The organism is Streptomyces sp. NPDC087300 (genome assembly GCF_044744425.1).
Classification (GTDB): domain Bacteria; phylum Actinomycetota; class Actinomycetes; order Streptomycetales; family Streptomycetaceae; genus Streptomyces.
Window position 1 is genome coordinate 230,582 of sequence record NZ_JBIUYI010000002.1, and the last position, 24,487, is coordinate 255,068.

The 24,487-nt window shown below is 70.8% G+C and carries 24 protein-coding genes; 8 read left to right on the forward strand and 16 right to left on the reverse strand.

Annotation, left to right across the window (positions count from 1 at the left end; all coding sequences use genetic code 11):
• Positions 1 to 22 precede the first annotated feature (22 nt).
• The gene (locus tag ACIO9J_RS06630) at positions 23 to 847 is read right to left on the reverse strand and encodes a purine-nucleoside phosphorylase (RefSeq protein WP_401993606.1); all 825 of its coding nucleotides are present in this window, start codon (positions 845 to 847) and stop codon (positions 23 to 25) included.
• Between the two features lie 160 nt (positions 848 to 1,007).
• Positions 1,008 to 1,445, reverse strand: coding sequence for a gamma-glutamylcyclotransferase (locus ACIO9J_RS06635; RefSeq protein ID WP_401993609.1), 438 nt, complete (start codon positions 1,443 to 1,445; stop codon positions 1,008 to 1,010).
• A 104-nt stretch (positions 1,446 to 1,549) separates the two neighbouring features.
• On the opposite strand from ACIO9J_RS06635, the gene ACIO9J_RS06640 reads away from it, so the two are divergent.
• Positions 1,550 to 2,998 (forward strand): NAD(P)H-quinone dehydrogenase, encoded by a 1,449-nt coding sequence (locus ACIO9J_RS06640; RefSeq protein WP_401993612.1) that lies wholly within the window; start codon positions 1,550 to 1,552, stop codon positions 2,996 to 2,998.
• A gap of 176 nt (positions 2,999 to 3,174) precedes the next feature.
• Entirely contained in the window at positions 3,175 to 4,146 is a 972-nt protein-coding gene (locus ACIO9J_RS06645; protein WP_401993614.1) for a DeoR/GlpR family DNA-binding transcription regulator, read from the forward strand.
• Between the two features lie 78 nt (positions 4,147 to 4,224).
• Here the strand turns inward: ACIO9J_RS06645 and ACIO9J_RS06650 are convergent, their stop codons facing one another.
• The 4 genes from ACIO9J_RS06650 to ACIO9J_RS06665 form a co-directional block, all read right to left on the reverse strand.
• Complete coding sequence (locus ACIO9J_RS06650; RefSeq protein ID WP_401993617.1) at positions 4,225 to 4,842, reverse strand: TetR/AcrR family transcriptional regulator; 618 nt, start codon at positions 4,840 to 4,842, stop codon at positions 4,225 to 4,227.
• 52 nt (positions 4,843 to 4,894) lie between these two features.
• Positions 4,895 to 5,068, reverse strand: a complete 174-nt coding sequence (locus tag ACIO9J_RS06655) for a hypothetical protein (RefSeq protein ID WP_401993620.1) — start codon at positions 5,066 to 5,068, stop codon at positions 4,895 to 4,897.
• Positions 5,069 to 5,073: 5 nt separating this feature from the next.
• Complete coding sequence (locus ACIO9J_RS06660) at positions 5,074 to 5,940, reverse strand: hypothetical protein (RefSeq protein WP_401993623.1); 867 nt, start codon at positions 5,938 to 5,940, stop codon at positions 5,074 to 5,076.
• Between the two features lie 173 nt (positions 5,941 to 6,113).
• Positions 6,114 to 7,889 (reverse strand): acetyl/propionyl/methylcrotonyl-CoA carboxylase subunit alpha, encoded by a 1,776-nt coding sequence (locus ACIO9J_RS06665; RefSeq protein ID WP_401993626.1) that lies wholly within the window; start codon positions 7,887 to 7,889, stop codon positions 6,114 to 6,116.
• A 355-nt stretch (positions 7,890 to 8,244) separates the two neighbouring features.
• Here ACIO9J_RS06665 and ACIO9J_RS06670 point away from each other — a divergent pair, with 355 nt between their 5' ends.
• A complete protein-coding gene (locus tag ACIO9J_RS06670; protein WP_401993629.1) occupies positions 8,245 to 8,712 on the forward strand; it encodes a hypothetical protein in 468 nt (155 codons plus the stop codon).
• Between the two features lie 23 nt (positions 8,713 to 8,735).
• On the opposite strand, the gene ACIO9J_RS06675 is transcribed toward ACIO9J_RS06670, so the two are convergent.
• The 4 genes from ACIO9J_RS06675 to ACIO9J_RS06690 form a co-directional block, all read right to left on the reverse strand.
• A complete protein-coding gene (locus tag ACIO9J_RS06675; RefSeq protein ID WP_401993632.1) occupies positions 8,736 to 9,341 on the reverse strand; it encodes a Maf family protein in 606 nt (201 codons plus the stop codon).
• A 35-nt stretch (positions 9,342 to 9,376) separates the two neighbouring features.
• Positions 9,377 to 9,505: a morphogenic membrane protein MmpB gene (mmpB, locus tag ACIO9J_RS06680; protein WP_401993635.1), complete on the reverse strand. Its 129-nt coding sequence runs from the start codon at positions 9,503 to 9,505 to the stop codon at positions 9,377 to 9,379.
• Between the two features lie 72 nt (positions 9,506 to 9,577).
• Positions 9,578 to 9,784, reverse strand: coding sequence for an acyl-CoA carboxylase subunit epsilon (locus tag ACIO9J_RS06685; protein WP_401993638.1), 207 nt, complete (start codon positions 9,782 to 9,784; stop codon positions 9,578 to 9,580).
• A 45-nt stretch (positions 9,785 to 9,829) separates the two neighbouring features.
• Complete coding sequence (locus ACIO9J_RS06690) at positions 9,830 to 11,404, reverse strand: acyl-CoA carboxylase subunit beta (RefSeq protein WP_401993641.1); 1,575 nt, start codon at positions 11,402 to 11,404, stop codon at positions 9,830 to 9,832.
• Between the two features lie 129 nt (positions 11,405 to 11,533).
• Here ACIO9J_RS06690 and ACIO9J_RS06695 point away from each other — a divergent pair, with 129 nt between their 5' ends.
• From ACIO9J_RS06695 to hutH, 5 genes are all read left to right on the forward strand, one after another.
• The gene (locus ACIO9J_RS06695; RefSeq protein ID WP_401993644.1) at positions 11,534 to 12,397 is read left to right on the forward strand and encodes a biotin--[acetyl-CoA-carboxylase] ligase; all 864 of its coding nucleotides are present in this window, start codon (positions 11,534 to 11,536) and stop codon (positions 12,395 to 12,397) included.
• 409 nt (positions 12,398 to 12,806) lie between these two features.
• On the forward strand, positions 12,807 to 13,928 hold the full coding sequence (locus ACIO9J_RS06700) for an adenylate/guanylate cyclase domain-containing protein (RefSeq protein ID WP_401993646.1): 1,122 nt from the start codon (positions 12,807 to 12,809) through the stop codon (positions 13,926 to 13,928).
• 81 nt (positions 13,929 to 14,009) lie between these two features.
• Complete coding sequence (locus tag ACIO9J_RS06705) at positions 14,010 to 14,807, forward strand: enoyl-CoA hydratase/isomerase family protein (RefSeq protein ID WP_401993649.1); 798 nt, start codon at positions 14,010 to 14,012, stop codon at positions 14,805 to 14,807.
• 76 nt (positions 14,808 to 14,883) lie between these two features.
• A complete protein-coding gene (locus ACIO9J_RS06710; protein ID WP_401993651.1) occupies positions 14,884 to 16,065 on the forward strand; it encodes a diguanylate cyclase domain-containing protein in 1,182 nt (393 codons plus the stop codon).
• 525 nt (positions 16,066 to 16,590) lie between these two features.
• The gene (gene hutH, locus ACIO9J_RS06715) at positions 16,591 to 18,129 is read left to right on the forward strand and encodes a histidine ammonia-lyase (protein WP_401995856.1); all 1,539 of its coding nucleotides are present in this window, start codon (positions 16,591 to 16,593) and stop codon (positions 18,127 to 18,129) included.
• A gap of 87 nt (positions 18,130 to 18,216) precedes the next feature.
• On the opposite strand, the gene ACIO9J_RS06720 is transcribed toward hutH, so the two are convergent.
• The 6 genes from ACIO9J_RS06720 to ACIO9J_RS06745 form a co-directional block, all read right to left on the reverse strand.
• Positions 18,217 to 18,819, reverse strand: a complete 603-nt coding sequence (locus ACIO9J_RS06720) for an AAA family ATPase (protein WP_401993654.1) — start codon at positions 18,817 to 18,819, stop codon at positions 18,217 to 18,219.
• Positions 18,816 to 20,201 carry an APC family permease gene (locus ACIO9J_RS06725; RefSeq protein ID WP_401995859.1) on the reverse strand — a complete coding sequence of 462 codons (1,386 nt, stop codon included), beginning with the start codon at positions 20,199 to 20,201 and terminating at the stop codon, positions 18,816 to 18,818. The genes ACIO9J_RS06720 and ACIO9J_RS06725 overlap by 4 nt, the downstream gene beginning before the upstream one ends.
• A gap of 710 nt (positions 20,202 to 20,911) precedes the next feature.
• Positions 20,912 to 21,886 (reverse strand): hypothetical protein, encoded by a 975-nt coding sequence (locus tag ACIO9J_RS06730; RefSeq protein ID WP_401993657.1) that lies wholly within the window; start codon positions 21,884 to 21,886, stop codon positions 20,912 to 20,914.
• A gap of 651 nt (positions 21,887 to 22,537) precedes the next feature.
• A complete protein-coding gene (locus ACIO9J_RS06735; RefSeq protein ID WP_401993660.1) occupies positions 22,538 to 22,894 on the reverse strand; it encodes an SLATT domain-containing protein in 357 nt (118 codons plus the stop codon).
• Positions 22,895 to 23,297: 403 nt separating this feature from the next.
• Entirely contained in the window at positions 23,298 to 23,537 is a 240-nt protein-coding gene (locus ACIO9J_RS06740) for a DUF397 domain-containing protein (RefSeq protein WP_401993662.1), read from the reverse strand.
• Positions 23,538 to 23,545: 8 nt separating this feature from the next.
• Positions 23,546 to 24,400, reverse strand: coding sequence for a helix-turn-helix domain-containing protein (locus tag ACIO9J_RS06745; RefSeq protein ID WP_401993665.1), 855 nt, complete (start codon positions 24,398 to 24,400; stop codon positions 23,546 to 23,548).
• Positions 24,401 to 24,487 lie beyond the last annotated feature (87 nt).

A 24,487-nucleotide genomic window follows, 5' to 3' on the forward strand; every position in this document is an offset into this window, starting at 1 on the left:
GGAGGGAACCGTTCCCGCGAGGTCAGATGCGGCCGAGGACCTTGCCGAGGAGCTCGCCCATGCGGGTGGCGCTGTCGCGGCCCGCCTGGAGGACCTCCTCGTGGTTCAGCGGCTCGCCCGTCATGCCCGCGGCGAGGTTGGTGACGAGGGAGATGCCGAGCACCTCCGCGCCGGCCTCGCGTGCGGCGATCGCCTCGAGGACCGTGGACATGCCGACCAGGTCCGCACCGATGGTGCGGGCCATGCGGATCTCCGCCGGGGTCTCGTAGTGCGGGCCGGGGAACTGCGCGTAGACGCCCTCCTCGAGGGTCGGGTCGATCTCTTTGCAGAGCGCCCGGAGCCGCGGCGAGTACAGGTCCGTCAGGTCGACGAAGTTCGCGCCGACGATCGGGGACGTCGCCGTGAGGTTGAGGTGGTCGCTGATCAGCACCGGCTGGCCGGGGCGCATGCCCTCGCGCAGGCCGCCGCAGCCGTTGGTCAGCACGATGGTCTTGCAGCCGGCGGCCACGGCGGTGCGGACACCGTGCGCGACGGCGGCCACGCCACGGCCCTCGTAGTAGTGGGTGCGCCCCAGGAAGACGAGGGCGCGCTTGTCGCCGACCTTGAAGGAGCGGATGCGGCCGCCGTGGCCCGCGACGGCCGGCGGCGGGAAGCCGGGCAGCTCGGTGACCGGGAACTCGGCATCGGGCTCGCCGAGCGCGTCGACGGCCGGCGCCCAGCCGGAGCCCATCACGAGGGCTACGTCGTGGGTCTCGGCGCCCGTCAGCTCACGCAGGCGCGCGGCGGCGGCGTCGGCGGCGGCGTAGGGGTCGCCCTGGATGTCGTCCGGAATAACTGAAGCGTTCACGCGGATGAGAGTAGCCGGTCACGCCCTACGCGCGTAGATGACGATGCTTACGGGATTGCGATCGTTGTCTTGTCGTTTCCGACGAGAGTGGTCCCTGGAGGTTCCGGTGGGCGGAGGCCGGAGCCGCGGAGCGGCGAGGCCGGCCGCTCCGAGCCCCCGGCTAGCAAGGACGCTTGCGCAGTTCCATCACGTAGTCGTGCGGCGCGCCCGCGGATTCCGCCGCGTCCGCGAGTTCGCCCAGGTAACGCGCCGAGGGCAGACCGCCCTCGTACCCGTTCAGGACGTACAGCCACGCGGGCTCCTCGCCCTCCAGGGTGTGCACACGGACCCGCATGCGGCGGTAGATGTCCAGGCCCACGCCCTCCCACCGGTCCATGGAGTCCTCGTCCATGGGCGCGATGTCGTACAGCGTGACGAAGACCTGGGAGCGCGGTGCCTCGACGATCGTCGCGAGCGCGCCCTCCCATCCCATGTGCTCCCCGCCGAAGGTGAGCCGGTGGCCGTTGAGCCAGCCGGTCGCGCGCAGCGGTGAGTGCGGGGCGCGGCGTGACATGAGCCGCGGATCCAGATTGCCGGCGTACGCGGCGTAGAGCGACATGTGGTCGAGGGTACGGCAGCGAGACCTGGGCCTCTCCCGTAACAGAGGGGCCGGGTCCACGGACGGAGGGCCCCGGGGCGAAGCAGCTTGAAGCGTGCGGGACAATGAGTTACGTGACTCGGATCGTGATCATTGGTGGCGGACCCGGCGGATACGAGGCGGCCCTCGTGGCGGCCCAGCTCGGCGCGGAGGTGACCGTCGTGGACTGCGACGGTCTTGGCGGGGCGTCGGTGCTCACCGACTGCGTGCCGTCGAAGACTCTGATCGCCACGGCCGAGGTGATGACGACCTTCGACTCTTCGTACGAGGAGCTGGGCATCATCGTCGCGGACGACACTCCGCACATCGACAGTCCCGCGCGCGTGGTCGGCGTCGACCTGGGCAAGGTCAACCGCCGTGTGAAGCGTCTCGCGCTGGCCCAGTCCCACGACATCACCGCGTCCGTCACGCGTGCGGGCGCCCGCGTGCTGCGCGGCCGCGGCCGTCTTGAGGGCCAGCAGGACATCGACGGCTCGCGCAAGGTCGTGGTGCGCGCCGCCGACGGCAGCGAGGAGACCCTCGTCGCCGACGCCGTGCTCATCGCCACCGGCGGCCACCCGCGCGAGGTCCCCGACGCGCAGCCCGACGGCGAGCGGATCCTGAACTGGACGCAGGTGTACGACCTGGACGAGCTCCCCGAGGAGCTCATCGTGGTCGGCTCGGGCGTCACCGGCGCCGAGTTCGCCGGTGCCTATCAGGCGCTCGGTTCGAACGTCACGCTCGTGTCCAGTCGTGACCGGGTGCTTCCGGGTGAGGACCCGGACGCCGCCGCCGTCCTGGAGGACGTCTTCCGGCGCCGCGGCATGAACGTCATGTCCCGCTCGCGCGCCGCCTCCGCCAAGCGGGTGGGCGACCGGGTCGAGGTCACGCTCGACGACGGCCGCGTCATCTCCGGCACGCACTGCCTGATGGCGGTCGGCGCCATCCCGAACAGCAGCGGCATGGGCCTGGAGGAGGCCGGGGTCAAGCTGAAGGACTCCGGGCACATCTGGACCGACAAGGTCTCGCGTACGTCCGCGCCGGGCGTGTACGCGGCCGGTGACGTGACCGGGATCTTCGCGCTCGCGTCCGTCGCCGCGATGCAGGGGCGCATCGCGATGTACCACTTCCTGGGCGACGCGGTGACGCCGCTGAACCTGAAGACCGTGTCGTCGAACGTCTTCACCGACCCGGAGATCGCGACCGTCGGCTACAGCCAGGCCGACGTCGACGCGGGCAAGATCGACGCGCGCGTGGTGAAGCTGCCGCTGCTGCGCAATCCGCGCGCGAAGATGCAGGGCATCCGCGACGGTTTCGTCAAGATCTTCTGCCGTCCCGGTACGGGCATCGTGGTCGGCGGAGTGGTCGTCGCGCCGCGCGCTTCGGAACTGATCCATCCCATCTCGATCGCGGTCGACAACAATCTGACGGTCGAGCAGATCGCGAATGCGTTCACCGTGTACCCATCGCTTTCGGGGTCGATCGCGGAGGTCGCGCGTCAACTCCACACGCGGAAGACGGCGGGCGAGGGCTGATCCGGGCGGCGGCCTGATTCAACTCTTCGCAGGTCACGGACTGTTGTCGCCCATTCTCGCGGCATAGGCGGAGTGGGTAGGCACCTATACCACTTCCCACCCTGCCGTGCGAACAACTTCTGTAATTCGGCGCAAACTGCTGAAAGCAGACGGTCGTTGGGGTTACTGTCAGTTTCGTGTTCGCTGCAGAACGTCGCCAATTGATCCTCGAAATGGTGCGGGCCAACGGAGCGGTATCGCTCCGTGAGCTCGCCCGCGTCGTCCAGACCTCCGAAGTGACCGTACGGCGGGACGTGCGCGCGCTGGAGGCAGAAGGACTCCTCGACCGCCGACATGGCGGTGCGGTATTGCCGGGCGGATTCACGCGGGAGTCCGGCTTTCCGCAGAAATCACATCTCGCGACCGCCGAGAAGACGGCTATCGCCGATCTCGCGGCGGGACTCGTCGAAGAGGGCGAAGCCATCGTCGTCGGGGCGGGTACGACCACGCAGGAGCTGGCCCGACGGCTCGCGCGGGTACCCGGTCTGACCGTCGTCACCAACTCACTGCTGGTGGCACAGGCGCTGGCGCATGCCAACCGGGTCGAAGTCGTCATGACCGGCGGCACCCTGCGCGGCTCCAACTACGCGCTGGTGGGCAGCGGGGCCGAGCAGTCCCTCCAGGGGCTGCGGGTCTCCAGGGCCTTCCTCTCGGGCAGTGGTCTGACCGCCGAACGCGGCCTCTCCACGTCCAACATGCTCTCCGCGAGCGTGGACCGCGCGCTGGTCCAGGCGGCGGCCGAGGTCGTGGTCCTCGCCGACCACACCAAGCTCGGTACCGACACGATGTTCCAGACGGTGCCGACGGACGTCATCACCAGGCTGGTCACGGACGAGCCGCCGGCGCACGACGACCGTGCCGCCACCGAACTGCAGGCCCTGGCCGACCAGGGCGTACAGATCGCGGTGGCGGGCGGCTCCGCAGGCCCTAGCGCCGGGCCCGGTGTCGATTCCGTCCAGGCGGGGCGCCAGCCGCGCCGGGACGTGCCCCTGCCGGGTCAGCGTCGCAACCACGGGGCCGGTCCTGGACAGCAGCTGCGCAGTGCGCTTCTCGGGGAGCAGCCGCCCGGTGAGCGCTCCGCGCGGGTCGCCGACCTGCGTCGCCGCTGACCGCCGGGCCTGCGCCTCGCGGTGCGGGCCCGGACGGGAGTGACGGCGGGCGATGCGCCCTGCCCTGCGGCGGGGTGGCTACGCCGTCGGCCGCTCGTCCGCCTTCAGACCCCGCAGGGTCAGGAGGAGCAGGCGGTCGGCCAACTCCGGGTCGTCCGGGGTCTCTTCGGCCGCCAGTGAGATCGCGTTGGTCAGCTGGAGCAGGTCGGAGATGGAGACGTCGGCCCGTACGGCCCCCGCCTCCTGCGCGCGGGCGAGCAGGGTCGAGCCCGCCTCGCGCATCGGCTTGCTGCACCGGGAGAGCGCCGAACTGTCGTCGTGCGACGCCGACATGAGCGCGCTCGACAGGCCGCGGTACTCACCCGCATGAGTGACGATCGCGCGCAGCCACGCCACCAGTGCGGAGCAGGGCTGCGGGTCGTCGATGAGCGCGTGCGAGCGCGCGAGGAGATCGCTGACCGCGTCCTCCCAGACCGCGCTCATCAGCGCGTGCCGGTTCGGGAAGTGCCGGTAGAGCGTGCCGATGCCGACGCCCGCGCGGCGTGCCACGTCCTCCAGGGACGCGCCCGTGCCGTGCTCCGCGAAGGCGGTGCGCGCCTCGGCGAGCAGCCGCTCGTAGTTGCGGCGTGCGTCGGCCCGCATGGCGCGCGCGGACTCCTGCGGGGGTCTCGCCTGCTGTCCCGTGCCGGTCGTCATACGTCAAGGATGCCACTGCCGGGACCGGCCGATCGGGTCGGCGCCGGCCGGGTCAGGACGTCCGGTGACCGAAGAAGGCGTTCAGCTCCGTGCGGGCCCTGCGCTCGCGGCGGTGCGGCGGCAGCGCGCCGCCGCGCAGACCGCGGGTCAGCCAGAGCACCAGCGGATAGGTGACGCAGGTGCCCACGGCGAGCCCGGTCAGTGCGCCCGCGGCCAGCTCTCCCATGATCCTCAACTCACCTTCGCGCGCTGCGGCTTGGCGCCGGGACGCAGTCCGTCGCGGGCCGTGGCGATCATCGTGGCCCCGTTGTCCGGCACCGCGGCTCCGTAGCCGAGCAGCCGCCAGCGCGGGTCCACGGCGTCGCTCTCGTAGTACGGCACGGGTCCGGCCGCCGAAGGCACCAGGAGCGGGGCGGGCTCCCGCGCGCAGCCGTCGCAGGCGGCCACCTCCACCGCGGTGCCCTCCAGGACGGCGGGCGGCGCCACGCGCGCGTGCCCGCGGTCGTGCAGGGGGTTGAAGTAGCAGGGCGGGTCCGGGCGCAGCGGCCGCTCCGTCACCAACGCCTCCAGGGCCCGCAGCCCGATGCGGCTGAACTCGATGCCCGCGACGAGCTCGCCGACCGCGTGCGCGGCGTCGTACGCGGGGTCCGGGCTTTCGGGGCCCTCGAAGGACGGCAGGATCACCGAGTTGCTCGCCTGGATCGACGCCGTCGTCGCGAACGAGGTCAGCTCGGTGCGCAGCGGCGGCGTCAGCGAGCAGGTGTCGCGCAGGCTGTCGCCGAGCGCGGCGGCGTCGCTCAGGAGCGCCGCGCGTTCCTCCGCGTACCCGTGCAGGGCCGCGGGGTCGCCCCGTGGATCCGGCAGTGGGGAGCGCCAGTCGGGCGCGGGCAGCGGCAGCGCGAAGGTGTAGGGGCGGCGGCGCCCCAACGGCAGTGTGGTGAAGCGGCGCAGCAGGGCCACGGTGAGGGCCGTGGCGAGGCCGAGCAGGAGTCCCGCTTCGTAGCGGTCGCCCGGTGCGGCGTGCGCCGCGTACCAGGCGGTGCCCGCGATGACGCCCGCGGCGGGCGGCAGGCAGAGTACGTCCCCCGTGCGTGTCACTGAAGTCCCCCCGTGGTCTTCGGTTCTACGTGGGGGTAGGACGCGGTGGGGATGGGGGCGGTTGCATGTCCCTCGGCACCGTGGCTGACGCCGGTCACCGGCTCCGCCGAGTTCGTCCTCAAACGCCGGACGGGCTGGATACTCGCGTACCCAGCCCGTCCGGTGTTGCGGAGTCAGTCCTTGATCTCGCAGATCACCGCACCGGAGGTCAGGCTCGCGCCGACCTCCGCGACGAGGCCCTTGACCGTGCCCGAACGGTGCGCGTTCAGGGGCTGTTCCATCTTCATGGCCTCCAGGACGACGACCAGGTCGCCCTCGTTGACCTCCTGGCCCTCCTCGACCGCGACCTTGACGATCGTGCCCTGCATGGGCGAGGCGAGGGTGTCGCCGGAGGCCGCGGGGCCGGACTTCTTGGCCGCGCGCCGCTTGGGACGGGCGCCGCCCGCCGCCGCGGTGCGGGCGATCGTCATGCCGAGGGAGGACGGCAGCGAGACCTCCAGGCGCTTGCCGCCGACCTCGACGACGACCGTCTCGCGGCCCGGCTCCTCGTCGGTCTCCGCGTCCGCCGCGGGCGCGGCGAAGGCCGGGATCTCGTTCTTGAACTCGGTCTCGATCCACCGCGTGAAGATCGTGAACGGCTCGTCGGAGCCGGTCAGTTCGGGCGCGAACGCCGGGTCCCTGACGACGGCGCGGTGGAACGGGATGGCCGTGGCCATGCCCTCGACGTTGAACTCGTCCAGGGCGCGCGCCGCACGCTGCAGCGCCTGCTCGCGCGTCGCGCCCGTCACGATCAGCTTGGCCAGGAGCGAGTCCCAGGCCGGGCCGATGACCGAGCCCGACTCGACGCCCGCGTCCAGGCGGACACCCGGACCCGACGGCGGCGCGAAGGCGGTGACGGTGCCGGGCGCGGGCAGGAAGCCCCGGCCCGGGTCCTCGCCGTTGATGCGGAACTCGAAGGAATGGCCGCGCAGTTCGGGGTCGCCGTAGCCCAGTTCCTCGCCGTCGGCGATGCGGAACATCTCGCGTACGAGGTCGATGCCCGCCACCTCTTCGGTGACCGGGTGCTCCACCTGAAGACGGGTGTTGACCTCCAGGAAGGAGATCGTGCCGTCGGCGCCGACGAGGAACTCGACGGTGCCCGCGCCGACGTAGCCGGCCTCCTTCAGGATCGCCTTCGACGAGCTGTACAGCTCCTCGACCTGGGCGTCGGAGAGGAACGGCGCGGGGGCCTCCTCCACGAGCTTCTGGTGGCGGCGCTGCAGCGAGCAGTCACGGGTCGAGACGACGACCACGTTGCCGTGCTGGTCGGCCAGGCACTGGGTCTCCACGTGCCGCGGCTTGTCCAGGTAACGCTCCACGAAGCACTCGCCGCGGCCGAAGGCGGCCACCGCCTCGCGCACCGCGGACTCGTACAGCTCGGGCACCTCTTCGAGCGTGCGGGCGACCTTCAGGCCGCGGCCGCCGCCGCCGAACGCCGCCTTGATGGCGATCGGCAGGCCGTGCTCCTCGGCGAAGGCCACGACCTCGTCGGAGCCCGACACCGGGTCCGGGGTGCCCGCGACCAGCGGGGCGCCGGCGCGCTGCGCGATGTGCCGCGCGGCGACCTTGTCGCCCAGGTCGCGGATGGCCTGCGGCGGCGGGCCGATCCAGTTCAGGCCCGCGTCGATGACGGCCTGCGCGAAGTCGGCGTTCTCCGAAAGGAAGCCGTAGCCGGGGTGGATCGCGTCCGCCCCCGCGTCCTTGGCCGCGGCCAGCACCTTGGAGATGTCCAGGTAGCTGGTGGCCGGAGTGTCACCGCCCAGCGCGAACGCCTCATCGGCCGCCCGTACATGCAGAGCGTCCCGGTCGGGGTCTGCGTAGACGGCTACGCTCGCGATCCCTGCGTCCCGGCATGCCCGAGCAACACGGACAGCGATTTCGCCACGGTTGGCGATGAGCACCTTGCGCACGATGGCTCCCTCCTTGAAACAAGCCGAGTTTAGGGACTGCCGACACGGGCTTACGACCCGTCCCCAAGGGTGAGCTTGCCCACACGGAGTGTGATTCGAGGCCCGCTCGATCCGTGAAATCCCTTGTCGTACCACGGTACGCAGGGTTCCTTCTCGGCAGCGTAGCCCTCCGGTGTGGCCAAGGTCTCTGTGAGTCAGCGCTGCGGCGGGGCGGCTTTCTTTGTGGAGTCCCTACGAATGGCCCAATGATTCTTTGCCTGTGGCACAGCCCTTGTCCCCCGGTTTACCCGTTAGTAGCGTTCGCGATGGCTCGAACGTACTTGGGGTAACAGCAGCGGAAAGTGGGTGGGGCGCCGTGGCGCGCAGACCGGTGGCCTGGGTGGGCGCGATCGTTCTCTTCGCGGAGGCGGTCGGCATCGCGCTCCTCAACTGGTTCCTCGGCCTCGTCGTCGACAAGCAGGACATGTCCCTGGCCGGGCTCGACCCGCGCGCGATGACCGTGTCGACCTGGATCGCGGGCGTCCTCTTCGGCGGCTATCTCGCCCTGTGCGGCATCGTCTTGGCCCGCACGGCGGCCCGCGACCGCGCCCCCGGCACCTTCGGCCGGCTGCTCCTGATCAGCTGCGCCGTCGTGCACGCGCTGCTCGGCGCGTTCTCCGTCGGCCTGGTGGGCTGGCCCGCCTTCGTGTTCATGATGGTCGTCCTCGGCCTGCTCGTCCTGACGCTCGTGGCGTACGACAAGAAGGCCCAGCAGGACGGTGGCGCGCGGGCCGACGGCGGCAGCGGAGGGACGCCCGAGAACGGCGCCCCGCAGCCCGCCTGAGGCGCTCCGGGCGCCCTGGGGTCCTAGGCCCACAACTGCGTGATGCCCACGTCCAGTTGCGCCAGAAGGCGGCGAAGGAGCGGCAGCGAGAGGCCGATCACGTTGCCGTGGTCGCCCTCGATGCCCTCGATGAACGGGGCCGAGCGGCCGTCGAGGGTGAACGCCCCCGCCACGTGCAGCGGTTCGCCGCTCGCGACGTACGCGGCGATCTCCTCGTCCGACGGCTCGCCGAAGCGCACCACGGTCGACGCCGTGCCCGAGGCGTACCGGCCCGACGCGGTGTCACGGACGCAGTGGCCCGTCTGCAGGACGCCCGCGCGGCCGCGCATCGACTTCCAGCGGGCGGTGGCCTCCTCGGCGTCGGCGGGCTTGCCGAGCGCCTGCCCGTCCAGTTCGAGCACCGAGTCGCAGCCGATCACCAGGGCGCCCTTGACGTCGGGGCGCGCGGCGACCACCGATGCCTTGGCCTCGGCGAGGGCCAGGGCGAGTTCGGCGGGGGTCGGTGCGGAGACCGCGTCCTCGTCGACCCCGCTGACGATCACCTCGGGTGCGAGGCCCGCCTGGCGGAGCAGCCCGAGGCGGGCGGGGGACTGGGAGGCGAGCACGAGACGGCGGCGCGGATCACTCATGCGGCCAGCGTAGCGAGCGGCGGCGGGGACGGGGTTCAGCGGATGCCGAGCACGCACATCGCCACCACCATGGCCAGGGCAAGGACGAGTCCCGCACGGCGCATCTTCGCCTGCATGTCCCGCATGTCCTTGGGCGGGCTGTTCTCCGGATCCGACCACAGCATGCGATCGATGGTGCGCTCGGCGGGGGCCGGGGCGCCTGAGTACGCGTACTCAAGTTCCCCGGCCCGGTGTTCCTAGCCCGGCCAGTAGGTACGTCCCCACGTCGTGGGGCCCGGCGCGGGCAGCCGGTGCCGGGCCACCCGCGCGGGGTCGGCCCAGGCGTCGGGGGGCGCGGGCGCGCCGGACGGCTGGTTCGCCACCGCCGCGGCGCGCGCCTGGACCACCGCCAGGGCGGCGGCGAGCTCCTCCGGGGTCGGATTGCCCCGTACGACCTTGATCATGACTGCTCCCTGGGGGGCTAGGGGGCGACTGGGTGCCTCGGCGGACTACAGGGGGATGTTGCCGTGCTTCTTCGGAGGGAGGGATTCCCGCTTCGTACGCAGCTGACGCAGGCCGCGGACGAGGTGGGCGCGGGTCTCGGACGGCATCACGACCGCGTCGATGTAGCCGCGCTCCGCCGCCGTGTAAGGGTTGAGCAGCGTGTCCTCGTACTCCTGGATCAGCCGCGCCCGGGTCGCCTCCTGGTCATCGGCGGCGGCGATGGTGCGCCGGTGCAGGATGTTCACCGCGCCCTGCGCGCCCATCACCGCGATCTGCGCGGTCGGCCAGGCCAGGTTGAGGTCGGCGCCCAGGTGCTTGGAGCCCATCACGTCGTACGCGCCGCCGAACGCCTTGCGCGTGATGACGGTGATCAGCGGGACCGTCGCCTCGGCGTACGCGTAGATCAGCTTCGCGCCGCGCCGGATGATGCCGGTGTGCTCCTGCTCGACGCCCGGCAGGAAGCCCGGCACGTCGACGAAGGTGATGACCGGGACGTTGAACGCGTCGCAGGTGCGGACGAAGCGGGCGCCCTTCTCGGAGGCGTCGATGTTCAGGCAACCGGCGAACTGCGTCGGCTGGTTGGCGACGATGCCGACCGGGCGGCCCTCGATCCGGCCGAAGCCGGTGATGATGTTCGGCGCGAACAGGGGCTGCGTCTCGAAGAACTCCCCGTCGTCCAGCACGTGTTCGAGTACGCCGTGCATGTCGTACGGCTGGTTGGCGCTGTCCGGGACGAGCGTGTCCAGCTCGCGGTCCTCGTCCGTCAGCGCCAGGTCCGCCTCCTCGGGGAAGGCCGGCGGGTCGCTCAGGTTGTTCGAAGGCAGGTACGAGAGCAGGGACTTGACGTACTCGATCGCGTCCTTCTCGTCGCCCGCCATGTGGTGCGCGACGCCCGACGTGCTGTTGTGCGTCCGCGCGCCGCCGAGCTCCTCGAAGCCGACGTCCTCGCCGGTGACCGTCTTGATGACGTCCGGGCCCGTGATGAACATGTGCGAGGTCTGGTCGACCATCACCGTGAAGTCGGTGATCGCGGGGGAGTAGACGGCGCCGCCCGCGCACGGGCCGACGACCAGCGAGATCTGCGGGATCACGCCGGAGGCATGCGTGTTGCGGCGGAAGATCTCGCCGTACATGCCGAGGGCCATGACGCCCTCCTGGATGCGGGCGCCGCCGGAGTCGTTGATGCCGATGACCGGGCAGCCGGTCTTCAGCGCGAAGTCCATGACCTTGACGATCTTCTGCCCGAAGACCTCGCCGAGCGCGCCGCCGAAGACCGTGAAGTCCTGCGAGAACACGGCCACGGGGCGGCCGTCCACGGTGCCGTAGCCGGTCACCACGCCGTCGCCGTACGGCCTGTTCTGCTCCAGGCCGAAGTTGGTCGAACGGTGCTGCGCGAACTCGTCCAGCTCGACGAAGGACCCCTCGTCGAGCAGCAGCTCGATCCGCTCACGCGCCGTCAACTTGCCCTTGGCGTGCTGCTTCTCGACCGCGCGCGCCGAGCCCGCGTGTTTGGCCTCCTCGATACGGCGCTGCAGATCGGCGAGCTTGCCTGCGGTCGTGTGGATGTCGATCTCGGACATAGGGATGCGGCTCCCTGCCTGCTCATCGGGGCGTCTGGCGGCTTGCGGTGCGGCTGGCTACTGACCCGTAGCGTATCGGCGCCGATACGGTTCGGCAGTGCGGCGTTTACCACACCTAGGGTGGCTTGCATGACGTCGTCCGATGCTGAAGACAACCGCTGGTCCGACCTGGCCAGGCCGCCGCTGAACGCCGCTTCGCTGCGGCGCGCTCTCGTCCGTGAGGGCGGGCTCTGGACCTCCCTCGACGTGGTGGCGAGTACCGGCTCCACCAACAGTGACCTCGCGGGGCGGGCCGGTGAGCTGCCCGAAGGGGCCGTGCTCGTCGCCGAGGAGCAGAGCGCGGGGCGCGGGCGCCTCGACCGGCAGTGGTCCGCCCCCGCCAGGTCCGGGCTCTTCTTCTCCGTCCTGCTCAAGCCGTCCGAGGTCCCCGTCGAGCGGTGGGGATGGCTGCCGCTGCTCACCGGCGTCGCCGTCGCCACGGGGCTCTCCCGGGCCGCCGGGGTGGACACCGCACTCAAGTGGCCCAACGACGTCCTGGTGACTGTGGACGGGGCCGAGCGCAAGGCCGGGGGCATCCTCGCGGAGCGGGCGGGGCCGGTCGACGGGGGCGGGGTCGTGGTGGGCGTCGGGCTCAACGTGACGCTGCGCGAGGACGAGCTGCCGGTGCCGACGGCGGGGTCGCTGGCGCTTGCCGGGGCGGCGTCGACGGACCGGGACCCGCTGCTGCGGGCCGTGCTGCGGTCCCTTGAGCAGTGGTACGGGGACTGGCGGGCCGCGGGCGGTGATCCCGGGGCTTCGGGGCTCCAGGAGACGTACGCGGCGGGGTGCGCGACGTTGGGGCGTGCGGTGCGGGCGGAGCTGCCGGGGGATCGGGCGATCACCGGGGAGGCGGTCGCGGTGGACGGGGACGGGCGGCTCGTGCTCGCTACGGGGGACGGGGTGCAGGAGCCTGTGGGGGCGGGGGACATCGTGCATCTGCGCGCTGCGGGGTGAGGGGTGTCCTCGGGCCGGTGCGCCTTGGGTGCGGTCGTGGGGCGGGGCCGCGCCGGTATGTCCGTCCTCGCTGTCCCGGTGAACCGCCACCCTCGTGCACCTCGGCTCGTGGCTCTCCGTACTCCGGGCAGACATACCGCCACGTTCCCTCAGGAGCGCTCGCGGCTGCGAGCGGGTGGGGCTGCACCGCCGGGGGGGCTCCCGCTGTGGGCAATCGTTCCGCAGGGCGGAACGGGTGGGCACGGCCCCCGTCGCCGAGGGGGATTACGGGGGGTTGAAGGCGTTGGTCGTCGTGCAGGACCGTGGGTCAAGAGGTGGGTAACGGGAGTCGGGAGTGAGCTGCGGCACACCTGCCGTAAAGTTGGCGCCGGTCGATACCTGACCGCGGCAGATCGGAAGGGCAGCAGGCGTGACCGTCGACGACACGGGATCCGGCGAGGTACCGGAAGTGGGCGCCGGGGTCCCCGAGGTGGACGACGAGCCGGACAAGGATCCTCTCGCTCTGCGGCTGGAGCAGCTGATCCTCGGGGCCGACCGTCGCTATACGCCGTTCCAGGCGGCCCGCAGCGCGGGCGTCTCCATGGAACTGGCCTCGCGGTTCTGGCGCGCCATGGGCTTTCCCGACATCGGGCAGGCCAAGGCGCTGACCGAGGCCGACGTGCTGGCCCTGCGCCGGCTCGCCGGACTCGTCGAGGCGGGCCTGCTGAGCGAGGCCATGGCCGTACAGGTGGCGCGCTCGACCGGGCAGACCACCGCGCGCCTCGCGGAGTGGCAGATCGACTCCTTCCTGGAGGGGCTCACCGAGCCGCCCGAGCCGGGGATGACGCGTACGGAAGTCACGTATCCGCTCGTCGAGCTGCTGCTGCCCGAGCTGGAGGAGTTCCTCGTCTACGTGTGGCGGCGCCAGCTCGCCGCGGCCACCGGACGCGTGGTGCAGGCCGCCGACGACGAGGAGATGGTCGACCGGCGGCTCGCCGTGGGGTTCGCCGACCTCGTCGGCTTCACCCGGCTGACCCGGCGCATGGAGGAGGAGGAGCTCGGCGAGCTCGTCGAGGCCTTCGAGACCACCGCGGCCGACCTGGTCGCCGCGCACGGCGGGCGGCTCATCAAGACGCTCGGGGACGAGGTCCTGTACGCGGCCGACGACGCCGGGACCGCCGCGGAGATCGCGCTGCGCCTGATCGAGACCATGGCCAACGACGAGACCATGCCGGAGCTGCGCGTCGGCATCGCGTTCGGGACCGTGACCACGCGCATGGGCGACGTCTTCGGCACGACCGTGAACCTCGCGTCGCGGCTCACCTCGATAGCTCCTCGGGACGCGGTCCTGGTGGACGGTGCCTTCGCCGAGGAGCTGACGCGGACCGGTGACGCGCCCGCCTCCGAGGCGGACGCCGCCGCGCTGGCCGAGCGCGCGGAGAAGGAGGGCGAGGACCCGCCGACCTACCGCTTCGCCCTCCAGCCGATGTGGCAGCGGCCGGTGCGCGGGCTCGGTGTCGTCGAGCCCTGGCTGCTCGCCCGCAGGGGCTGACCCTCGGGCGGCCCTTCCGTGGGCCGGGAGCGGCTGACATGATCCCTCGGTAACGATCGTTAACCGGGTGGAGGAGACGTCATGGGTGACGAGCAGCGGTACGGGGAGTACGTGGCGGTCAGGCGGCACGGCCACGTCGTCGAGCTCGTTCTCGACCGGCCCAAGGCCATGAACGCCGTGTCGGCGGAGATGGGGCGCTCGATCGCCGCCGCCTGCGCCGCACTCACGGACGACCGTGAGGCCCGCGTCGTCGTGCTGACCTCCACCCACGAGCGGGCCTTCTGCGTCGGCGCCGACCTCAAGGAGCGGAACTCCTTCAGCGACGCCGAGTTGCGCCGTCAGCGGCCCACCTCGCGCGGTGCCTACGGGGGCGTGCTCGAACTGCCCATGCCGACGATCGCCGCCGTGCACGGCTTCGCCCTCGGCGGCGGGTTCGAGCTCGCGCTGTCGTGCGACGTCATCGTCGCCGACGCGACCGCGGTGGTCGGCCTGCCCGAGGTGTCGGTCGGCGTCATCCCCGGTGGCGGCGGCACCCAGCTGCTGCCGCGTCGGGTCGGGGCCGCCCGCGCGGCCGAGCTGATCTTCTCCGCGCGGCGCGTGGAGGCGGCGGAGGCGCGGGAGTTGGGCCTGGTGGACGTGCTGGTCGAGGCGGGCGAGGCACGTACGGAGGGCCTCGCGCTCGGCGCCAGGATGGCCGCCAACTCGCCGGTCGGGCTGCGTGCCGCCAAGCGCGCGCTGCGCCTCGGCCATGGCCTCGACCTGCGCGCCGGGCTTGAGGTGGAGGACGCGGCGTGGCGCGATGTGGCGTTCTCGGGCGACCGGGTGGAGGGTGTCGCCGCGTTCAACGAGAAGCGGAAGCCGGAGTGGCCCGGCGAGTGAGCCCTGGTGTGGCTCGGGTGACGTTCAGGGGATGTCCCAAAGTTCCAAAATGCCGTAAACCTCCTAGCCTGGAGTAATGGGTGAGGATGTCCGGCTGCGGGCCGTGGTGGAGCTGGCGCAGGGGATGGCGGCGGCGCACGCTCCACGGGAGTCCTGGCGCGCGGCCGCCCTGGGCGCCTGCCGCGCGCTGCACGGGAGTTTCGCCGCGCTGTCGGTGTGGGAGCGGGATCTGGGGCGGCTGCGGGTGCTCGTGAACGCGGGCGAACGCGCCCAGGGCGAGGAGGAGTTCCCGGAGCGGGAGGCGTACCCCGTCCACCAGTTCCCGGAGATCACCGAGTTCCTGCACGAGCGGTGGGCCGGAGGCGGTGAGCCGCACGCCTGGGTCGAGACGGCTCGGGGGGCCGCGGGCGGTGGGCCTCCGGCCGGCCGGAGCGGCCGGGTCGCGGAGGGTGTCGCCGGGTACTGCCACGAGCGGGTCACCGCGCTGCGCAGGCGTGGACGCGGCTGCTGTGTGGTCGCGCCGATCGTGCTGCACGGGCGGGCCTGGGGCGAGCTGTATGTGGCGCGGCCGGTGGGCGCGCCGGTCTTCGACCGGGCGGACGCCGACTTCGCCACGGTCCTCGCCGCGGTGGTCGCCGCGGGGATCGCGCAGACGGAGCGCCTTGAGGAGGCGCGGCGGCTCGCCTTCACCGACGCGCTCACCGGGCTCGCCAACCGGCGTGCGGTCGATCTGCGGCTCGACGAGGCGGTGGAGCGGCACCGGACGGACGGCGCCGTGGTGAGCCTCGTGGTCTGCGACGTGAACGGGCTCAAGCGGGTCAACGACACCCGGGGCCATGCGGTCGGCGACCGGCTCCTGGAACGGTTCGGCTCGGTCCTCTCCCTCTGTGGCGCGATGCTGCCCGGGGCGCTCGCGGCGCGGCTCGGCGGCGACGAGTTCTGTCTGCTCTCGGTGGGGCCCACGGCGGACGAGGTGGTCCGGGTGGCCGATGAACTGTGCGTACGGGCCGCCGAGTTGGAGCTCGGCGACGGGATCGCCTGCGGGGTCGCCTCGACCGGCGATCCGATCGGTCCGGTGCGCTCGGCCCGCCGGCTGTTCCGGCTCGCGGACGCGGCGCAGTACCGGGCGAAGGCGGCGCGGGCGGGGAAGCCGGTGGTGGCGGGGCGGGAGGGCGTGGACGATCCGGTGATCCGGCTCGCGGACGCGCCGGCGGGGGAGGGGGAGGTCGGGGACCGGCGGAGGTTCCGGGGGCGGTAGGTCCGGCCGTGCGGGCGCTGGGCGCGGGCCGGGGCGGGGGTTGTCTGCGGGTCCGGGTGGGCTGGTGTGCTCTGTTCATCTGTGGGGCGGGGCCGTGGGGGTATGTACGTACTCGCTATCCCGGGGCAAGAGCCAATGGGCTTGCTTCCTTGCCTCGGTGGCCACTTGTGCTCCGTGCGCACATACCCCCACGTCCCCTCGGGACGGTTGCGCGGCCGCGGCCCGGTGGAGGGCTGCCCCACAGACGCCCGGACCGTGCTGCTGCCCCACCGGCCCGCAGTCGCGAGCGCTCCTGAGGGGACGTGGCGGTATGTCTGCCCGGAGCACAGAGAGCCGCGTGCCGAGGTGCATGTCGGTGGCGGTTCACCGGGATAGCGAGGACGGACATACCGCCGCGGCCCCGCCCCACGACCGCGCCCGAGGCGGAGCACCCGCGGCCAAGGAGGGAGTAAGTGGTCCGGGACGGATCCACCCGTGACACTTGGCGATTCAGTCCGTACGCTGCTGAATATGGATATGCACAGCGTGGGCACTGTGGCCCTTGGGACGTCCGGCGTGCGCGCCGAGGACGTCATCGCCGTCGCGCGGGGCAACGCGCGGATCGAACTGACCGCCGAGGCGCGCACCGCCCTCGCCGCGTCCCGCGAGATCGTCGACGCCCTCGCGGCCAAGCCCGAACCCGTGTACGGCGTCTCCACCGGCTTCGGCGCCCTCGCCAGCCGGCACATCGGACCCGATCTGCGCGCCCAGTTGCAGCGCAACATCGTCCGCTCGCACGCGGCCGGCATGGGCCCCCGGGTCGAGCGTGAAGTGGTCCGCGCGCTGATGTTCCTGCGGCTGAAGACGGTCTGCTCGGGGCACACGGGCGTACGCCCCGAGGTCGCCCAGACCATGGCCGACGTGCTGAACGCGGGCATCACCCCGGTCGTCCACGAGTACGGCTCGCTCGGCTGCTCCGGCGACCTCGCGCCGCTCAGCCACTGCGCGCTGACGCTGATGGGCGAGGGCGACGCCGAGGGCCCCGACGGGCAGGTGCGGCCCGCGGGCGAGCTGCTCGCCGAGCACGGCATCACCCCCGTCGAGCTGCGCGAGAAGGAGGGGCTCGCCCTCCTCAACGGCACGGACGGCATGCTCGGCATGCTGGTGATGGCCCTCGCCGACCTGGAGACCCTCTACAAGTCCGCGGACGTCACCGCGGCCCTGACTCTTGAGGCGCTGCTCGGCACCGACAAGGTCCTCGCGCCCGAGCTGCACGCCATCCGCCCGCACCCGGGCCAGGCGGCCGCCGCCGCCAACATGCTGGCCGTGCTCGCCGGTTCGGAGCTCACGGGCCACCACCAGGACGACGCGCCGCGCGTCCAGGACGCCTACTCGGTGCGCTGCGCCCCGCAGGTCGCGGGCGCGGGCCGGGACACGATGGCGCACGCCCGCACCGTCGCCGAGCGCGAACTGGCCGCCGCCGTCGACAATCCCGTCGTCCTGCCCGACGGCCGCGTCGAGTCCAACGGCAACTTCCACGGCGCCCCGGTCGCGTACGTCCTCGACTTCCTCGCGATCGCCGCCGCCGACCTCGGCTCGATCGCCGAGCGCCGCACCGACCGGCTCCTGGACAAGAACCGTTCGCACGGTCTGCCGCCGTTCCTCGCCGACGACGCGGGCGTCGACTCCGGCCTGATGATCGCCCAGTACACGCAGGCCGCCCTGGTCAGCGAGATGAAGCGGCTCGCGGTCCCGGCCTCCGCAGACTCCATCCCGTCCTCCGCGATGCAGGAGGACCACGTCTCCATGGGCTGGTCCGCGGCCCGCAAGCTGCGCACCGCGGTCGACAACCTGGCCCGCATCGTCGCCATCGAGCTGTACGCCGCCACGCGCGCGGTCGAGCTCCGCGCCGGCCTCACCCCCGCGCCCGCCACCCGCGCCGTCCTCGAAGCCGTCCGCAAGGCGGGCGTCGAGGGTCCTGGCCCGGACCGCTTCCTCGCCCCCGACCTCGCGGCGGCGGACGCCTTCGTCCGCTCCGGCGCGCTGGTCGCGGCGGTGGAGCCGGTCACCGGGCCGTTGAACTAGGCAGGGGAGAGGGGGAGGGGCGCGGGCCGGTCACCGGCCCGCGCCCCTCCTCGCCGTACGCGGTCGTACGTGGGCGTACGCCCCTACTCAGCCGACCGCTTCCCGCACGCGGTCCGAAAGCGTGTGCCAGGGGCGGGCGTCCAGCACGGGCAGCCCGTGCTGCCTCGCCTGCTCCGCCAGCCAGTGGGAGTACGCCGCGCTCACCCGCGCCCGTGCCGTCTGGCGCCCCGCAGTCGGTTCCCGCGCCGCGTAGTTGGCGGTGATCCGCCCGGCGTCGCCCTCGTGCAGGAACACCGCCCGCACCCGTCGGCCCGCCGCCGTCCCCGCGCGGACGGCCCGCGCCGCCGCGGCGGGGGTGAGGTAGTCGCCCTCGATCACCGCGGGCGCGTCGACCGTCAGCCGGTTGCGTACGACACCGGTGAGGGCGGGTTCGAGCGCACGGGCGGTGGCGATCTGGAGGCCGAGCACGCGGTCCTGCGGCAGCGTCTCCTCGATGTCGTCCGGCAGTTCGTCGAAGAGGTGGAGTCCGGGGTGCCGGTCGGCCGTCGTGATTTCCCGCACGGCCTCCACGACGTCGTCGAACTCCACCACGAACGCCTTGTGTTCGTCGGCCAGCTGGGCCGCGAGCAGGCTCTTGCCGATGCCGGACGCGCCGCCGAGCAGCAGTACGTCCCAGGGGGTCTCCGTCACGGGGTGACGGTATCGGTCCGCTCGGGCGAGCCTTCTGCCGGAGGATTCAGATACTCCTCCGAGATCTCCTTGGGTCCGAACGGCCAGACCTTCTCGAACCGCGCCCACAGCAGGAACGCCACGCATCCGAGCCCCAGCCAGGCGAGCGACCACTCGATGGGATGCCGTCCCGGCGAGTTCTTGTCGGCGTATCCGTAGATGACGAGCCAGCCGACGAGCGCGACGAGGCTCGGCACCGGGTAGAGCCACATGCGGTAGGGGCGCCGCAGCCCCGGCTGCCGTCTGCGCAGTACCGTCACCGCGGCGATCTGCGCGAGCGCCTGGACCAGCACCATCACGGTGGTGAGGAGCTGGATCAGCGTGGCCAGGTCGGTGTGCCTGCCGAGCAGGAATCCGGCGGCGCAGACCACGCCCATGGTCGCGAGGCCGAGTGTCGGGAAGCGGTGCCGGTGGTGCAGCCTGGCGTACGGCCGGAAGAAGACCCGGTCGCGCGCGGCGTCGTAGGGCACCCGCGAGCCGCCGAGCAGCCCGGCGAAGACCGAGGCGAACGCGGTGACGAGGATCAGGACCGTGACGACGTCGGCGGCGCCCTTGCCCCAGGTCTCCTCCAGTACCGCCGACGCGACCGAGGTCGACGCGATGTCGCCGGGGTCGGTCATCCGGTGCCAGTCGATGACGCCGAGCGTGCCGATCTGGAGGAGCAGGTAGATCACCATGATGCCGAGGATCGAGAAGATGATGGCGCGGGGCAGGGTGCGGCCCGGGTCCTTGATCTCGGCGCCCATGTACGCGGCGGTGTTGTAGCCGAGATAGTCGTAGATGCCGATGGTCAGGCCGCCGGCGAAGCCGATCCAGAAGTGGTTGCTCGTCAGCTCGAAGGCGTTCGCGGGGTAGGTGAACGCCATGTCCGCGTTGAAGTGGGTGGCCGCCGCGAGGATCACGGCGCCGACCGAGACGAGCATGACGACCCACATCACGGCGGTGATCCGCGCGATGTGCTCGATGCCGCGCCACAGCAGCGCGATCACCAGCACGATGATGCCGAGCCCGACGAGGTCGCCGGTCGTCTGTCCCATGCCGGGCGCGAGGTATCCGAGGTACTGGACGAGGCCGACGATCCCCGTCGACATGCCGACGGGGATGAACAGCATCGCCGTCCACACGAACAGGAACGGCATGAGCCGGCCCGTGCGGTACTGGAAGGCCTGGCGCAGATAGACGTAACTCCCGCCGGAGCCTGGCATGGCCGCGCCGAGCTCGGCCCAGATGAGCCCGTCGGCGAGCGCGAGCAGCGCGCCCGCGACGAACCCGACGACGGCCTGCGGCCCGCCGAACGCGGCGACCATCAGCGGGATCGTGACGAAGGGCCCGATGCCGCACATCTGGCTCATGTTGATGGCGGTGGCCTGGAAGGGACCCACGCGACGGACGAAGCCCTTCCCGCTGTCGCTGTCGCTGTCGGTGGCGCGTGGCGGGGCTCCGGACACGGATCCTCCAGGCCGCGGGAGAGGGGGCAGGGCCGGGACGGACCTGTGGGGCGCGACCGGGCGACATGGTTGAGGGGGTTGGCCATCTACGTCAAGAGGCCGGGCGCCGCCCTGTTCGCCCTCTTGGAGTGGCACTCAGCCGTCCGTGCCCAACGACTGGCGTGTGGCAAGCTGGAATGTTTGATTCAGTTAGCTGCTTCGAGTTGGTCAAGCATCAAGAGGGCCCGGCTCCGAAGACGGAGCCGGGCCCTATCGCAGCGCGACGCATGTCGGCGGTTCGCCTCCCGGCGACCCGGATCATGGCCGCAGTCTCTTCCTGGCCCAGAGAGCCCCAATCACCATGCCAAGAGCGGCCATATATGCAGTCAGTGGACCGTCCTTCACGAGGAGTCCTGGCAGAGCGACTACCCCGACGATCAGGACCCATCCGCAGCCGACAACTGCCAGATCTGCCGAGTCCGGACGACTCGCCCGTTGCCTGCGCACCCGACTCCCTCCAACGGCGCCTTCGCCCTAATGCATCCACACGCTAGCAGGGCCTGTCGCGCGGGCCGCGTGGCGCCAACTCAGCCCACTCTCAGCGCACTCGTCAACCGCGTCGGGTGTCAGGCGCAGTGGATGCCCGTGGTAGCTGAGTGCACGTTGTGCTTGCCCCAGTATCCGTTGCCGTTTCGCAGCGTGGCGTTAGCTATGTCTGCGCGGTATATCCATTTGGAGGTCGTGAGCTTGCTGCAGTTGAAGCTCATGATCAGGGGGAAGTTCTTGCCCTGTTTGTTGGTGTAGGCCTTGACGTCCTTCTCCTTCCACACGCCGAGCCCGTGGTACTGGCGCAGGACGGCGGTGAAGTTGCCCTTGCCCTTCTGGCTGCAGAGCATCGAAGCCTCCGCCTGTATGTGCTTGGCGCCTCCGTGCGTGAACGGCTTCGTAAGGATCAGCTGGCAGCTGGGCTTGGCGCGCAGGGCCATGGCAGAGGTGGCGGTAATGCGGCCTGGCTGCTGGGCGTCGATGGCGGTCGCCCACTCTGTGAGCTTTTCTACGGTGAACGGAGCAGCCCCAGTGGCGCCGGGCGCCGACCACGTCGTCAACTGGCCGGCCTTGGAAAGCGTGGCCACCATGATCCCATCGCTGCCTTGGGCGGTCATGAGCTGGTTTCCGTTAGGGAGCGTAGCGCGGTGCGTCACGTCCCCCTCAGAGGCGATGACGGACTCTGGCACATCTCCCTTGACCGTCACCCGGGTGACGATAAGGGGATGTGCGTAGTCCTTGTCGCCCATGTTGAACCGCAGTGTCTGACCAATCTCTTCGTAGTGCTCCTCGATAGGACCCTGGACGAGTTCGAGCCCCGATGTGTTCACTAGTAGATCCGCGAAGGCCTCAACTTCCGGGCCCTCAGCAGGAGTGGCTTCCCCCGTCGGGAGCATGGACCTAGGGTCCGTCCCTCCCTCATTGGTATACGTGGCCGTGTCGACGATCTGCGGACCGTCCGCTGAGTCGGCGTAGCTTGCAGACATCGTGCCCATCGCTAGGGCAGCGGCAGCCAGCGTTACGAAGGTCAGACGGCCCGCGGTACGTGCACGCATAGGTTCCCCCCTCTGGTGAAGTCGGCAAGGCACCCTTGCCGGGATACAGGTCGACAGCTCTGGACCTGGTCAGGTGGTCAGAGCTGCGATCTTTCACGCGAGACCGTAAGTGAGATCTGCGCAGGTCAGGAGTTCGCCAAGATTACTTGGCCAAAAGGATTTAGGCTATTACCGGCCGTTACCAGCCGCTATGCAGCCCAATTCCCCAACTGCTTAAGCGAGTTGAGGGTCACCCTCAGTCGCACCTGCACCCTCCCCAGGTAAGCGGAATGTCCTATTCTGGCCTCGTTGGGAGGGCCGTGCTTTGTGCACATCACTCAAGCGCGAACAGAGCCGTGATGGCGTCACACTCTCGACTTTCGCGGCATTCGAGTTGGGCAAGCACCGCCTTCTCGCGCCCTGGGAGGAGCACAACCACAGGCATTGGTGGCGGCAGCAAGGGCCGTGCAAACCAACGTGACTGTCGAAACGTCATGCACGAAGGTGTCCTGGGCGGACGTCACGATTGACCTGGCCTGGTCGCCCCGGCGGCTACTCGGCTGTCTGGACGGCTCCGGCGGCGTTCTCGCGGATCACCTCGCGTGCCCCTGTCGAGGCGCCGTTCTGGCGCTAGGCGGCCGAGGGCCTCCACCGCGGCGCGGTCCGGCCCGCTCATGCCGAGGGAGGAATCAGCGGGACAGCCTGGTCTGCAGGCTGGTCAAGTTGCTGCTCACGCTTCCTTTGCTCATTGCGCAGAGTCTCGACGCGGTGAGTGAACTTGGCCAGTGCCTGATCCTCTTGCTCCTGGGTGAACTCGCGGTACTCGCCGATGCCCAGTATGAAAGCGTTGACTTCCTCTGCGATGGCATCCGCGGTCTGCCGCAAGAAGTAGCTGCGCCCCCGGTGCTTGTAGTACCCGTTGAAGGCGGTGGCCAGGGTCACGCCGAAGGCAAGGCAGATCACCGAAACTTTCTGCCAGTTCCGGTACTTCTGGCTCTCCTGCTGGAGCTGCGCGATGACGTCGGCCACATCTACGCGGTACAACCCTCTGTGCTCCCGCAGCGGAGCTTGCACGCGCGCACTTAATCTCCGAAGGGACTCCTGATGCGACTCCGGAAGCTCCTGTATCTCCTCCCGGCCGTGGTTACCGGTACGGAATGACCTCGGCCGCAGTGGCCGCAGAGAATGCTCCCACCGTGATCATGTAGTCGAGAAGCATGATCAGCAGAATCAGCACCGAGACGGTCAGTACTGAAGCCAGGTTCGCGTTCGGTCTCCCGTACGGATACCTCAAGGCGCCTGATCTGCTCCGGCACCTCAGCTAAGGGGGTGTCCTACGCGCCACTGGCCAACTCTGCTCCCGCTTTCGTGTGCCCGCCTGACAAGAGCGCTGAGTATTACGCAGCTGTGCGCCGCTTCAGACGTTCACCACTCAGGCGCCGGCGCGAGTGAGGACGCCCTGGTCACCGCTGTCTGGCTCGAATCGACCAGGGCCTTGGTGGTTGATCGCGGATATCAGGGCGCGGAGTTGGCGTGGGCCTGTGGTGAGGATGGCTTCGGGGTGGTCGTCGCTTTCGTGGAGGTGGATGGCGCCGGTGGGGGTGGCGGCGACGTAGACGCAGTTGGCGGCCTCGGCGCTGAACGTCGACTTCTGCCAGTGCAGCTCGGGCATGGGGGTCCTTAGGTGTCGCGGGCGGCGATGTGCTGGATGAGGGTGCGTGACTTGCTCTCGGAGAGGGCGCGGGCATCCATGCGCTCCAGCACGGAGCGGTAGCGTTCCAACTGTGCTGCCGCGTCCAGGAATTCGCACCCGTGGTCAGTGTCCAGGACGACGGTGTCCAGTTGCGGGACTGGCCCCAGCGCGTAGGTGATCGGCTGACCCGAGGCAGGGAATCCGGCCTCGCCGAAGGGGATCACCCGCAAGCTGATGGTGTCGTGCTCGCTCATCTCCAGCAGGTACTTGAGCTGCTCACGGGCGACGTCCGCTCCTCCGAAGCCCATACGGAGCGCGGCTTCGTGGACGATGGCTCGGTATGGCGTCGGCGTGCCCTCGAAGAGAACGGCCTGACGCTTCACTCGGTACGAGACACGGTGCTCGATCTCGTACGGGCGAAGGGGCGGAACCGACTCGCGCATGGTGGCGCGGGCGTGCTCGGTGGTCTGCAACAGTCCTGGCACGTGGATGGTGACTGCCACGCGCAGCTCTTCCGTGTGATGCTCCAGTTCGGCCAGGTCGAGCAGTCCGGACGGGAGAGTGCCGCGGTACTCCTCCCACCAGCCGCGCTTGCGTCCGCCGGTCATGTCGGCAAGAGCGTCGACGTACTGGTCGTCGGAGCAGGTGTAGTTGCGGGCGAGTGTGCGGACGCGGTCGGCGCTCACTGCGTAGCGTCCGGCCTCGATGTTGCTGATGCGAGCCTGTGGACCGCCGAGGAGGTTGGCAGCCGCGGTCGAGGTGAGACCGGCGCGCTCACGGAGCTTGCGCAGCTCGGCGCCGAGACGCTGCTGGCGCAGGGGCACGTTGGTGCTGGGCGGCATCGGCGTTCACTTTCCTTGCTGCGTACCGGAGTTGTCACCCACACGAGTGGGAATGGAAGCTCTTCCCGCCTTTGATGTAAGACCTTA